Source organism: Paenibacillus sp. FW101-FHT12H11 (genome assembly GCF_058790355.1).
The window spans coordinates 570,562-584,932 of sequence record NZ_JBYTCO010000005.1 but is presented as its reverse complement, the minus strand read 5'-3'; the positions used below and the strand labels follow the sequence as shown (position 1 = coordinate 584,932).

General features: G+C 45.6%; 9 protein-coding genes. All 9 read left to right on the top strand.

The genetic code is table 11. The features are described from left to right. The first annotated feature begins 113 nt into the window (after positions 1-113). The 9 genes from AC3WTJ_RS19470 (at position 114) to AC3WTJ_RS19430 (ending at position 14,327) form a co-directional block, all read left to right on the top strand. On the top strand, positions 114-977 hold the full coding sequence (locus AC3WTJ_RS19470) for an AraC family transcriptional regulator (protein WP_492523220.1): 864 nt from the start codon (positions 114-116) through the stop codon (positions 975-977). A gap of 112 nt (positions 978-1,089) precedes the next feature. After that, positions 1,090-2,877, top strand: a complete 1,788-nt coding sequence (locus AC3WTJ_RS19465; RefSeq protein ID WP_492523219.1) for a family 43 glycosylhydrolase — start codon at positions 1,090-1,092, stop codon at positions 2,875-2,877. 85 nt (positions 2,878-2,962) lie between these two features. Then, the gene (locus AC3WTJ_RS19460) at positions 2,963-4,705 is read left to right on the top strand and encodes a cache domain-containing sensor histidine kinase (RefSeq protein WP_492523218.1); all 1,743 of its coding nucleotides are present in this window, start codon (positions 2,963-2,965) and stop codon (positions 4,703-4,705) included. A gap of 21 nt (positions 4,706-4,726) precedes the next feature. Then, positions 4,727-6,331 carry a response regulator gene (locus AC3WTJ_RS19455; protein WP_492523217.1) on the top strand — a complete coding sequence of 535 codons (1,605 nt, stop codon included), beginning with the start codon at positions 4,727-4,729 and terminating at the stop codon, positions 6,329-6,331. Positions 6,332-6,446: 115 nt separating this feature from the next. Next, positions 6,447-8,030, top strand: a complete 1,584-nt coding sequence (locus tag AC3WTJ_RS19450) for an extracellular solute-binding protein (protein WP_492523216.1) — start codon at positions 6,447-6,449, stop codon at positions 8,028-8,030. A gap of 24 nt (positions 8,031-8,054) precedes the next feature. Further along, the gene (locus AC3WTJ_RS19445; protein ID WP_492523215.1) at positions 8,055-9,011 is read left to right on the top strand and encodes an ABC transporter permease; all 957 of its coding nucleotides are present in this window, start codon (positions 8,055-8,057) and stop codon (positions 9,009-9,011) included. Positions 9,012-9,021: 10 nt separating this feature from the next. Beyond that, a complete protein-coding gene (locus tag AC3WTJ_RS19440; protein ID WP_492523214.1) occupies positions 9,022-9,918 on the top strand; it encodes a carbohydrate ABC transporter permease in 897 nt (298 codons plus the stop codon). A 24-nt stretch (positions 9,919-9,942) separates the two neighbouring features. Beyond that, on the top strand, positions 9,943-11,955 hold the full coding sequence (locus tag AC3WTJ_RS19435; protein WP_492523213.1) for an alpha-L-arabinofuranosidase family protein: 2,013 nt from the start codon (positions 9,943-9,945) through the stop codon (positions 11,953-11,955). 131 nt (positions 11,956-12,086) lie between these two features. Then, the gene (locus AC3WTJ_RS19430) at positions 12,087-14,327 is read left to right on the top strand and encodes a family 43 glycosylhydrolase (protein ID WP_492523212.1); all 2,241 of its coding nucleotides are present in this window, start codon (positions 12,087-12,089) and stop codon (positions 14,325-14,327) included. Positions 14,328-14,371 lie beyond the last annotated feature (44 nt).

Genomic DNA, 14,371 nt, shown 5'->3' with positions numbered 1-14,371 from the left:
TAATAATAAGGTAGAGTTGTTGAATTTAAAATATCATAGAAACGTATACGTTTAACATTTTGTTAGGTATTATAATCTTAAAGTTATCTATCAAGTCTTGAGGTGAATATGGAATGCAGGAATTTCCCCACGAATATGCACAACACCATTATTTAAATCCTAATGAGTTTATAAAAATGAGCGGCTTGTGGTGTATTCGTATTGGGCATAACGTTGCCAAACCGAACTATCAGGTCGGTCCTAAAAGAATTGAATGCTACAGCCTGCACTTCGTAGTGGAAGGTCAATTACTTCTTCAATCTGAAAGTGGGGAAGCGATTCTTCAACCGAATGATCTTTGCTGTTTTTTCCCGGATGAATCCTATTCCTACCGTATCTACGAACAAAAAGAGACTTTAAAGCTTGTTTGGATAGCTTTTCAAGGTCAGCAAGCTTTGGCGCTGCTGCATTCGCTTGGATTAACACAAACGACTCCCGTATTACGTGCAAGATGCAACCGGGAAGTCTGGACAAAACTGTATGCTTTCCTGCAGTTCATCTCAGATCAACCGGATGAAGCGGAGGACATCGGCTTTTCAACCGGACTTCAGGAGCAATTGTATGGAATCTTTGCTGCCCTTATGAAAGGGGGCAAGACAATAATCGATGAGAAAACGAACAACGTAGATGACCTTCCTTGGTTAAAGCGGTCCCTTGATTTTATGCAGCTGCATGCGTTGGAAGGAATCAGCATCAAAGAGGTTGCTGAAGAGGCGGGGGTCCATCGATCATACTTTTCTGATATTTTCAAGAAGCGGATCGGCGTATCGCCAAATCGTTATTTATATCGTCTCAAAATGGAAAAGGCTGCTGCGTTAATATCTTTAAAGGATCGGACGATCACGGAAGTCTCTTATAGTGTCGGCTATCCTAGTCTATATTCGTTCTCAAGAGCTTTTCGCAACTATTATGGCTACTCTCCTGAAAAGATGCCGTGATTTGTTCGATGTCCGTTTTCCTCACCTCATGCGCAGCTTTCTATATTAAGAGTTTGGACAAAGCACGGTATACTTATCTTAGGCATACGGCGATTAGGAAAGGAAGAATCCAATGAAAAACGATTTTATCATACAGCCTCCACATCCTGAAACGGAATGGGCTGCCTGTACCAGCTATTCAGAAAATGCGGTAAGCATTGAACGATTAATCGATGTTCCTTTGAAGGACGCGAATATTTGTACCGGACCGGAGCATTCGTATTATTTGACGGGAACGGTTGATGGCGCTAATGTGCTGGTGTGGACTTCGACGGACTTAAAGACATGGACAGAACCAGTAAGCGTATGGAGCTTAGAGCTGGAGGGGACATGGCAAAAAGAGGGGACGGACACAGCTGGCATTTGCGCGCCGAAAATACGTTTCATTAAAGGAACGTTTTGGGTTACATACGGGTTAAGCCAAGGCGGCACGGGATTGCTTAGATCCACGTCGAATTCCGCGTTGGGGCCATACGAAGATATGGGAAAGATGACAACGGATGGGCAGGATGCCTCGTTATTTGAGGATGAAGACGGAGCTGTCTACTGGGTTTACAGTCATGGTCAAATCGCTCGTATGAAAGAGGATATGACCGGCTTTGCAGAAAATCCGAGAATGATTGAGGTACAACCGTGGAAAATAGCGGGACGCGAGGATGATGCATCGTATACCGGCAAGTTGCAAATCGGTACGTATGGTGCTTTTTTATACAAAAAAGAGGGAACCTACGCCATGTTTTGTGCCGATCGTTTTACTCGGATGGGCAGCGAAGCAGTGGATACGTTTGTTGCTGTCAGCCATTCCATCTATGGCCCCTACAGCCGGAGATATTTGGCGCTTCCCCATGGCGGGCAAATAAGTCTGTTCGATGGACCCGAACATCAGATTTATGCCTCATTTACAGGTAGTGGCGAATATTCATTGGTTGAGCATTATCCGGCTGTCGTTCCAATGACTTTTGCCAGTCCTGGATTCATAAGGCCGACGGAGGCCGTGGTGCTGGAGAAGGGGGCAGTGGGCGGTCTCAAACCTGTCGCTGATTTTCCAATTCGAGATCCTCATATAAGCACCGGACCTGATGGCACTTATTATCTGACAGGGACATCCGATAAACCGCATCGCAACTTTTGGGACCGGAATAATCAGCTGCACTTGTGGAGGTCATCTGACTTGCAGGAGTGGCATCATGTTGCTAAAGTGTGGGATCTATCCGAGAACGGTTCATGGGAGAACCATATTTATGAGAAACCGTGTCTCTGGGCACCGGAAATGATCTATTTGTATGAGACATTCTGGATCACATATTCCCTACAAGGCGGGGGTACCGGGTTAATCAAAAGTTTGTCCGGAGACGCTGAAGGTCCTTATATCGATATGGGCCGCATGACGAATACGGATATTGATTCAAGCTTTTTCCAGGATAGCGATGGCGAGGTGTATTTTGTCTGGCAGGATGGGAAAATAGCTCGAATGAAAAAGAATATGACGGGATTCGCGGAAGAGCCCCGCAAGCTGCTGTGTTCAGACGGACAGCGCGTCGGTTATGAAGGTGCTTTCATCGTAAAATATCAAGGGAAGTATATCCTTGGTGCGGCGGAATGGAATGGCGATAAACGGGTAGACGGCACTTACGATTTAATGTATGCCGTAGCGGATCACATTTATGGCCCTTATACACCTAGGCGTGTAGGGGTGCCTCATGGAGGCCACGGAACGATGTTTATCGATCGAGACGGCAGGCTTTGGTCCACCTTTTTTGGGAACGATCGCACGGCACCTTTCCGGACACGCCCGGGAATCGTGCTTCTTGAAGCGGAGGAAGATGGACAAGGGCTATGCATAACGCCTAGTTGTGAGTAATATAAAAGCATGAATCAAGCTCGGGCTGCCGGGCTGGGTTCATGTTTTTTTCTAATCTAAGCGTAGTAGAAGGGAGCACCTACCTATGAAGTTTTCCTCCTTGAAGAAGTTAATTTCACCTACGGTAAGCATTCAGGGGAAAATCTTCGTCGCCTTCAGCTTGGTAACACTGCTGGGCATCGTGGCCGTTACGAGCATCGTTTATTTGTATATGAGAGAAACGGTCAAGAACAATGCGATCACGTCTGTGACGGAAAGTATCCGTCAGGCAGATGAATCCTTGAATCTCCGATTAGAAGAAGTAAGCCGATTAAACACCGTGGTTGCTACGAATAAAACCGTATTGGACACACTGCTTAGCAAGACGGAGGAGCCGAGTTTCGAGTGGTTTCAGGAACAAAAACGAATCGAGGAATTTTTATCCGCCCTGATTGCCTATAAGCCGTACATATCGAGGGTAGCCGTTATCGGCTTGAATGAAAAGGTGTTTTTTGTGGGCTCCCCGTGGCTCGACAAGAACATTTTATTCACCCCGATGATGGACGATTTGCTGCAAAATGGATCGGGCCACGCCTATTTTCATCAAACCGGCTTTAATAATTCGATTGTAACCGGGCGTGAGCTCCGTTATAACCGGAATCTAATCGGTATGGTCATGTTCGATTTGAATGACGAAATTGTTAGGAAAATATATGATGTTAAACCTACGTCGGATAGTATGTTATATGTCGTAGACAGGAAAAACGAGTTTATTTATCAACCGAGCACAAGCGTTCTTGATAAAGAAACGATCATTAAGCTTAATCAGGAACTTAACGGTACAGACGGTTCGGTTGAAAGGATCATTAACCAAACCTCTTATCTCGTCGTCTTGCGCAAATCTGAGTATACAGGGTGGTCTACGCTTGCGCTCGTACCCATGAAGTCGCTATTAACCGAAACGGCGCGAATCCGTCATATGTTAGCCACTGTAGCTATTATCGTTTTTATCATCATTGTCATTGGCACCTTACAGGTTTCTTCCCGCATGACGAGAAATATTCGCAGGTTAAGGTCGATGATGATGCATGTCATGGAGGGCAATATGTCGCTGCCGTCTGTCGAAATCCATTCCAAGGATGAAATCGGTCAGCTGTATCAAGTTTTCAAAAGCATGGTGGAACAATTAAAGCGTTTACTTGAGGGAATCATGACAACGGAAAAGGAGAAACGTGAAGCGGAATTGGCTGTTCTGCAGGCTCAAATTCGTCCTCATTTTCTATATAACACTTTGAATACGGTGAAATATTTAGCTAAGCTAAACGGGGTGCCGAACATTGTTGAAGTATCTGAATCATTGATTGAGCTCATGCGCGGTGTGCTTGGAAATACGAATGAATTTCTTACACTGCAAGAAGAACTTCAGTATGTCCGTAGCTACGTGACCATTGAAAAATACAAATATGTAGAACCCGTCCATCTGATGATTGAAGTTGAAAATGATGAGCTTTTGCAGCTTAGCGTGTTGAAACTGATGCTCCAGCCTCTTGTGGAGAACGCCATTATTCATGGGCTCTCCGGCTCGGAGTGCGAGGGCGAAGTGTTGATTCGCATCTATGAGGAGAGCAAGGAATTGAGAATAGATGTCCGAGATAACGGCAAAGGGATGTCGAAAGATCAGATCAAGGCGCTCTTCGAAGCGAACACGAATACACGCTTCAGCGGCATGGGAGTGCGCAATGTACATGAGCGTATCGTTCGTCTTTTCGGAGAGCCATACGGAGTTTTTCTAGATAGTGAACCTGATGCCTACACGACTGTGCAGATCAGATTTCCAATGATAACGTGAAGTGAACAGGAGGGGTGAAAGATGTTTGAGGTCTTATTGGTTGACGATGAGGCGTTAGCCCGCAACGATGTGAAGGGAATGCTGGACTGGGAAAAACATGGATTCACCATTTGCGGAGAAGCGCAGAACGGCGCTATAGCCCTTTCTATGATGGAGCAGCATACTCCGCACATTGCCATTGTGGATGTGAGCATGCCGGCGATGAATGGGGTAGAACTCAGCCGCCGAATCAAAGAGCAATTTCCGATGGTTAAAATGATTATGCTGAGCAGCTTCGACGATTTCGATTATGTTCGTACTTGTCTAATGAATGGAGCCATGGATTATTTGCTCAAACATCGCTTGAACGCAAGTGCGCTCTTAGCGCTTCTGGATCGAGCCGTCATGGAGCTGCAGAGTGAAGCGCGGGAGCATAAAGCACGCAGCGTGCAAACTCAAATCATCGAAAGTCTAAGCCCGGTCATACTGCGCGAACATGTAGCGAATTTGGCTAGAGATATGGAGGGGGCCGAAGAATCATTGCTGGCTTATGCCAAAGACAATGACCTCTACACGCATGCCGTCAATTATGGAACTGCCTCCGTCCAAATCGTACCGTTTCTGCTAGTCACGGAGTTGTTGAATGACGTTCAGAAAAATAGGTTCGTGCAGCAAGTGACGGATGTGATGCAAATGGCAATTGGAGATGTTCAGAAACGAACGGTAGGTTACGTAGGGGAAGGACGATTTATTATTCTGTTTTCATCCGAGGAGCGAAGTGAACTGGCGGTAACGAGCCAAATTAATCAAGCTGCTAGCGCGCTTTCGCATTCCCTGGAGAAATTTCTTAATTTGAAATGTGTCTGTATCATTGGCCCGCGAAGCGGGAGTTTAAAGCAGCTTGTCGCCAGTTACCGTAAGGCCGATCAAGAGATATATGATATTTTATATCAAGGTATGCACCCTGCGACACTAAGAGATGCTCTGATTGTAGAAGAGAAGAAGCATCTGCTCCTTTACCTGGAGCAGCTCGACGGGGATAGGATTCACCATACGATTACAACTATTTTTGCCACTGTCAGACATCAGCCGGTGTACGCTATGACGGTACAAACCATAGTCAGCGAATTGCTTCGACTCGTGGAGATGTCGCTGAAACGGCAATTTTCTCATATCGCCACGGAAAATGTGCAGCTTATCCCTACACGGAATGAATTTGGTTGGATGAGCAGTGTTTCCGAAATCGAAATGTGGGTATTGTCTTACTACGCACGGATTGTTGATTTCATTAAGGAACAGCAAGCTGGGGGATCCTACTCACGTCATATTGGCAAAGCGGTCCAATACATTTCGGATTACTATGCCGCCAATATTTCCTTGGAAAGCACAGCCGGTGCTCTCAATCTAAATCCGTCCTACTTAAGCAGATTGTTCAAAGAGGAAACGCAAATGACATTTACAGAATATATCAATCGCGTCCGTATTAAAAAAAGCTGTATGCTCATGGAATCCGATGCTTACGCGCTCAAGCAAATAAGCAGTGAGGTTGGCTTTTTGAGCTATACTTACTTTTTTAAAGTGTTTAAAAGCATAACGGGAATGACACCGCAAGCCTATATCGATCATTTGAAAACATCAAAAAAGTAGAATGAAATGTCATATATGTTGAATCAGAAGGATGAAATCATTCTTTATAATGAGATCAACCCTTAGAAAACGCTTTCCTACAAGGGGAAAACAACATGATCGGAGGAAAGAATGAATGAAAAGAAAATGGGGGACAGTACTGCTTTCTACTTTAGTTGTTTCCAGCATGACCTTATCGGCTTGCAGCACGGATAAACCAAGTACAGAGAAAGATGGCAAATCCAAAGGGGAAACATCAAGTAATGCATCTGCAGAAGGATTTCCGATTGTCAAAGAACCGTTGAAGCTGAAAATGTTCACACGAATTGCGCCTGTCAACGGACCGTTTAAAGACATGCCGGTGTTTCAGGATTACGAGAAAATGAGCAACATTCAAGTTGAGTTCATTGAAGCGCCAACGGATGGTTTTAACGAGAAAAAGAATCTGCTTTTCGCATCGAATGAACTTCCTGATGCTTTGTACCGCTCAGGCTTGACACCATTAGAGGCAATTCGATACGGCTCCGGAGGTCAATTAATTCCTCTTGAGAGTTTGATTGATAAGTACGCGCCGAATATCAAAAAGCTGATGGATACATATCCGGAAATTCGTTCTGCGATCACGACACCTGAGGGTCACATTTATGCCTTGCCTGGAATCGTAACTGTAAACGCTGCCAGAACGGATAAACGTTGGATGAATCAAGTGTGGCTGAAGAAGCTGAACCTGAAAGAACCTGAGACGACGGACGAACTGTACGAAGTACTGAAAGCTTTCCGGGATAAAGATCCGAATGGCAATGGCAAACAGGATGAAATCCCGATGACAGCGCGCAATGGCCTCAGCATCGTTCCTATCATGGCGGGATCCTTTGGCTTGGATTTTCAATTAGGATATAACATTAACTTGGACAATGACAAAGTGAATATTTGGATGGGCAGCGATCGGAACAAAGAATTATTAATGTACCTAAATAAGCTGTATTCCGAGAAATTGCTGGATTCAGAGCTATTTACGCAGAAGGAAGCCCAGTATTTGGCTAAGCAAGGGACAGGAAATACCGGTTTCTTCTTTGATCAGACGAATAATCCGATGCTGGATACGAAAGTGGCGGATCAATACATCGGTATAGCTCCAGTGAAAGGGCCTCATGGTGATAGACTGCAGTTGGCGCAACCGGTTCCGAGGGATTTTGGTGCTTTTGCCATTACCTCTGTAAACAAAAATCCCGAAGCTACGCTGCGTTGGGTTGATTATTTCTTTGGCGATGAAGGCTCTACTTTATTGCGTTTCGGTCGCAAGGGCGAGAACTATGAATTGCGTGATGGCATTCCATTTTATACAGAAGCTTTCCTGAATTCCGGTAATCAAGGCAAAATCACCCCTTACGCTGGAGGAGGAGCGCCGCATTTGATCAGCGAGAAGGTGGCTTCATACATCAATCCGCCTCAGGTTCAGGAAGCTCAAAAGAAGCTGGATCCGTACATGCCGAAGATTCGTTATGCATCACCGATGTTTGATGAGCAAACGGCCCAACAAATTAACATTTTGCGTAATGATATTGATAAATATTACGAGGAGCAGAGCACGAAGTTTATCGCGGGTGCCCTAAGTTTTGATAAGTGGGGCGAGTTTCAAAGCACTTTGAAGAAAATGAAAATTGACGAGCTTCAGAAACTGTATCAAGAAGCTTACGATAAACTCAAACAGCAAAAATAAGTGTTGACGGCTGGAGGACGACAGATGAACAGTACGGCAAATACAGCGGGCACTGCGTCTCGACCCAAATCGAGGCGCTCCAGCCTCTTGAAATCTGTGAGCAGTCGATATGATCTATACCTAATGCTGCTCATTCCAATTGTATGGTATCTTGTGTTCCATTATGGGCCTTTATACGGTCTGCAGATCGCTTTCAAAAACTTCAGCCCGGCGAAGGGGATCAATGGCAGCCCATGGGTAGGGTTTGATCACTTCAAGCGTTTTGTAGAATCTTATTATTTCTGGAGACTCCTGTGGAACACGATTTCTATTAATTTATTTTCCTTATTATTTGCATTCCCGATTCCGATTCTGCTTGCTTTACTGGTTACAGAAATTCGTAATAAAGCATTCAGTAAAGTGGTGCAAAACATTACGTACATTCCGCATTTTATTTCCATCGTTGTAATGGTGGGAATGCTGATGCTCTTTTTATCTCCTCGAGGCGGTCCATTGAATTCAATCATTGAAGCCTTTGGCGGAGAACCTGTACGATTTCTCGATTCTGCGGGCTGGTTTAAGTCGATTTTTATTAGCTCCAATATCTGGCAAAATATGGGGTGGCAATCAATTATCTATATTGCAGCCCTGAGTGGAGTCAATCCGCAGCTGTATGAAGCCGCAAAAATGGATGGTGCAAGCCGGCTGCGTCGCATCTGGCACGTCTCTATACCGGGTATTCTACCGGTTATCGTCATTTTATTGATCCTCGATTTGGGACACTTCATGAATGTTGGGTTTGAGAAAATTTTGCTCATGCAAAATAATTTGAATTTGGAATCCAGCGATGTCATTTCCACTTTCGTCTACTCAGCGGGTATTTTGAAAGGCGAGTACAGCTATACAGCTGCTATAGGATTGTTCAACTCCATAATCAACCTTGCGCTGTTGATCCTTGTGAATCGCTTTGCCCGTAAAAAGGCGGAAACAAGTTTATGGTAGGAGGAGCCTAATGATGGAGATGCAAACGCTCACAAAGAGGAGCTCGGATGAAAAAGTATTTGATGCTGTTGTAAACATACTGGCCGCTTTAATTGTAGTTATCGTGTTGTATCCACTCATCTTTATCGTAAGCGCCTCTTTCAGCGATCCCGCACTAGTGCTGAATGGCGATGTCATCTTGCTGCCCAAGCAGATCACGTTAGAAGCATACCGGAACGTTTTTCATAACGATCAGATTTGGAACGGTTACGGAAATACGATTCTGTATACGTTAATCGGTACAGTAATCAACCTGGTGATGACGACACTTGCCGCCTATCCACTGTCAAGACCGGATTTGCCTGGACGTGGCGGTATCATGTTTTTTGTAACGCTTACGATGTTTTTCAGCGGGGGCCTCATTCCTTCCTATCTCCTCGTGAAAAATTTAGGCATGGTGGATACGATGTGGTCATTAGTTATCCCTGGTGCAATTGCTACGTATAACTTAATTGTTATGAGAACGTATTTTCAAACCAGCATTCCTTGGGAGATTCAGGAAGCCGCAAATATCGATGGATGTTCGAATTGGAAGCTGTTGACCCATGTGATTTTACCGCTATCGAAACCGATTATGGCCGTCATGATCCTTTTCTATGCTGTCGGTCATTGGAACTCTTATTTTAATGCCTTAATCTATATTCGCAGTAAAGATTTGTATCCGCTGCAGCTTGTGCTGCGTGAAGTACTCATGGTTAGTCAGTCAGATGCAGCCGATAGCAACGTTGGGCTTGAATCTAAAGTGCTTTTAGCTGAAAGCATTAAATATGTGGTTATTATCATTTCCAGCTTGCCGGTATTGTTGATGTATCCATTCGTACAGCGGCATTTTGTGAAGGGCGTTATGATTGGCTCATTAAAAGGATAGAACGTGAAAGGAAGCGTTGCGTTTATGGTGCAATCTAGAGCTAGCATTCAAGTGAATACAAATCAAGTCGGTACTAGTCCAATTAATCCTTATATATTCGGTCATTTTGTAGAGGATATCCGAGATCATATGGATGCGATGTTGGCTTATCCGCTGAGAGATATGGATTTTGAAAGTACGGATGTCGCGTACAGGGGGCTATCAGGGAACTGGCGTCCTTTTACAAATGGGAAAAGCACGCTGTATGGGCTTGAACCTGCGGCAGCTCATCACTCCGGTCATAGTCAGCGGATCAGAATTTATAGCGATGACGAGGGATTTGCCGGGATTAAACAAACGATTGCCGTCCAACAAGATCAAACTGGCTATACACTTGCGCTGTATGCAAGAGCTTCTATAGAAATCAAATTCGTTATTGCGGAAATCGTGGATAAAACGAGTGGCGAAGTGCTCGGACATACACGTATCAAAATTGAAAGCCATAATTGGAAGCATTATGAAGCAAGTCTCCAGGTACAACGGGATTGTGAAAATGCTGAGTTCAGATTATATGTGCCATCGGAGCATGAACGCTGGTTGGATCATGTTTCCACGGGGATGCTTTGGTTGGATCATATTTCACTGCTCCCTTCTAATAGCGTAGGCAATGTTCGCAAAGAAGTGATGGAGATGACGAGAGGCCTGAACGCCGGCATGATGCGGCTTGCCGGGAATTATATTAGTGCCTATCATTGGCAGCAGGCTATCGGTCCTGTGTATGAGCGCCCTGCAGTCATTAATGAAGCTTGGGGTGGCTGGACGAATAAATATTTTGGAACAGACGAGTTTATCGCATTTTGTCGAGAGTTGAAGGTAGAACCGCTTATCTGTGTAAATGATGGATCTGGAACACCTGAAGAAGCAGCGGAGTGGATTGAATATTGCAATGGCGGCGTGGATACACCGATGGGGAAACTTCGGGCGGCTAATGGGCATACCGAGCCATATGATGTGAAATATTGGGAGATCGGGAACGAAGTATGGGGAGGATGGCAGGTAGGCCATTGCACAGCAGAACAGTTCGCAGAACGCTATACGCGATTTGCCGAATCCATGAAAGCGGCCGATCCCGAAATTAAATTGCTTGCCTGCGGTCATGACAAAATGGATTGGAATCAAACCTTACTGGAAAAAGCCGCTGAGCACGTTGATTTCTTAACTTTACATTTGTATCACGGGTGTAACCGTTTTGGAATGAATCACGGTACGTTAAGAGAAGATCGCTACAAAGCTATCGTTTCTTTTCCCGAATGGACAAGAGAAACCGTACGTCAAACGAGGGAACTCTTCGCCTCATCTGATCGGTATGCACATATTAAATTAGCTGTAACGGAATACAACACCATGTATTATCCGAACACGATTCGCAAAGGTCTGCCTAACGAACACACACTTGAAGCAGCCGTGGCAAATGCAGCGAATTTGAATGAATTTATCCGAAATAGCGATTTGATAGAAATCGGCAGCTTCTCGGATCTAGTGAATGGTTGGCTTGGCGGATGCATTCGCGTAGGAGACTTTTATGCGGACCAGTTTCGAGGGAAATCCTCTGGAAGAAGCGAAAATTCCTTAACGATTTACGGCACACCGACCTATTATGTCATGAAAATGTATGCGAACCGTGATCTCAGCCATGTTGTTGAAACCCATATCGATTGCGGATGTTTTGAAGTAAACAGCCCGATCCAAGTTCCTCATTTAAATGCTCTGCCGAATTTGGATGTTGTGGCTTGTACGAATGCTCTGGGAGATAAGCTGACCATTTTTATCGTGAATCGAGGTCTCGAAGATACGACGACGGATATTCAACTCGGCGGTTTTGTTGAAACAGGAACCGCTAGCTTACTGGAAGTCACTGCGGATCATTATGAAAGTATTAATGACGCGTTAAATCCTGAAACCGTGGTCTGTAAATCCCATGATCTAGCGATTACGAAATCGCAAGTGACTTGTCCATTGAAAGCGTCGTCTATCTATGTACTAGAAATCAATCGCTAATGGGAAGGAAAGACAACCGATTGCGATGGAATAAAGTATGGATTATAGCGTTAGCAATGTGTGCCGCAATCCTGGTCATTGTGGCAGTTGTTATGCAATCCCAACTTCAGGGGCGGGAGGAGGCGAACAGGATGGAGGTAACCTTGGGGCAAACCTACCAGAATCCCTTTGTTTTGGATCAGGAGTGGGAGGATTACGGCATAGGAGACCCATACATTCTGCGTTTTAACGGTAAATACTATTTATATTGCAGCACGAAGGACAGAAGAGTCGGCGTTAAGGCCTGGAGTTCGGATGATCTAGTGAAGTGGCGATACGAAGGTTTGGTTACGGAGGAACCTGTCAGTGAGGGTGCTTATGCGCCGGAAGTTATCTATTGGAACGGTGCGTTCTATATGTACACTTCGCCGGCGGGTAAAGGACATTACGTCTTACAAAGTGACAAGCCTACCGGACCCTTCGTGAAAAAGACGGATAATCTGGGCTTCGCGATTGATGGTTCTGTTTTTATCGATGATGATGAGAAATGGTATTTTACTCACGCCAAATTCGGCGGTATTATGATAAGTTCGATGCCCAATCCATTGACAATTGACGCAGGAAAACAATTGAACGCTTCCTTAGGGCACTGGACGGAAGGTTCGATGATCATCAAGCGAAACGGACGATATTTCATAACGTACACGGGTAATCACGTTTTCAGCAAGGGCTATCGCGTTAATTACGGGATTAATCATGAATCACCCGCTGCCGCCTATACCATTCCTGAGAATAATCCGATCCTGATTTCCACGGCGAACGATTTCAATGGCCTTGGTCACAGTGCAACAGTCATGGGACCTAATATGGATTCATATTACATCGTCTATCACAACCTGATAGGACGCTCTGCGGAAGGACCACCCGTCCGCAAAATGAATCTGGATCGGCTTGTATTCAACGGCGATAAGATGTCCGTGTTAGGACCGACGCACGGAACACTGCAGGAAGCACCCGAAATGCCTGAATTCCGAGATGAGCCAGGTGCAGCGCCTCCCACAGACAAGTGGGAGAAGATCAGTTCAACGAAAGGTGGAGAGACGTTGCTGAGTCGAATGGGCACTGGCAGCGACTATACGGCTGAATATAATTTCCAAGTGGGGGAGCAGGATGATGCGCCAAACTTGCTGGAAACATTATTCGCCTACACCGATTCGGAAAACTACTGGGCAACACGTATTAATGGAGCTTCAATGGAACTTGCGCTTATCAAGCGTGTGAATGGCAGTGAAGCGGTTGTTTCCACGAAGAAGCTGCCGCAGGGCACGGATCTTACGAAACTCCATACAATCCGGGTTGAGACAGGAATGTCTGGTACGATGATTTATTGGGACGGGCTGCTTAAGATTGAGTATTCCAGCGAGGTGGCGAAGGCCGGACGCATTGGCTATCTGTGGCCTCAGGAAACAAAGCCAGGCTTGCATTACACGGCTTTTTCCAACGAATTTAATGGCAGCAGCGATCGGAAAGTTGTAAAACCGCTGCCAGGTACGATGGAAGCGGTTCATGGTATTCAAGAGGGGCATCCGGGGATCCTTTCAGGAATTACTCCGGACGGGAGTGATGCCGTGAGCTTGTCTGGTAATGGCGATGGGCTCAGATACCCAGTCAATAGTCGGCAGGACGGCAGCTATTTGCTGGCTGTGAATGTGTCCAAAGACTCGGCAGGGTCGACTATACTGGTCGAAACGAATGGAGCGTCGAAGAAAATAAAGCTCGATTCCTCCTTCTTTGCAGCCGATTCGGATTGGACGAAAATACCACTGGGGGTATTAGAGTTGAAGCAAGGGACACAATGGCTGTCTCTGCGCCAATTGAAAGGCGAGACTACGCTTAGGTATGTCGAAGCGAATCTAACCGTGCCGGTCCCGGAGCAGTCGGTTGTTAAACCGAACCAAGTAGGGCTTGTCAATCGTTTCGGCGGCGAATGGGGCTGGGCGGACTATATCGTCAGCTTTGAGATGACAATGAAAAAAGCTACTGCGGACGAGGCGGGAATTCTGCTGAGGACGACAAATGAATCGGAGTTCAAAGATCAGGTCAAAGATGCGTTCATGGGTTATGCGCTTTCGTTTCATAACGGTCAAGTTAATCTAAGCCGCGTCAGTTATGAAAATGCCGTCGGAGAAGCCGCCGGTTCGCTAACCTTTGAGCCTGGCCAAACCCGGAAGGTAACCGTGAAGCTGGAAGGACCAACGATTGCCGTTTTTTCCGATGCCAGCAAAGAGCCTTTGCTCCGATGGACCGATCCGAATGCGTTTCTTATCGGGCGTATCGGTTTGCGTGGCGTTTCGTCCGATTGGGCGATATCTCCGCTGACGGTTACTAGATAAGCTAGGAATAGACACTGACACTTCATTGTGATCAGTGTTTATTT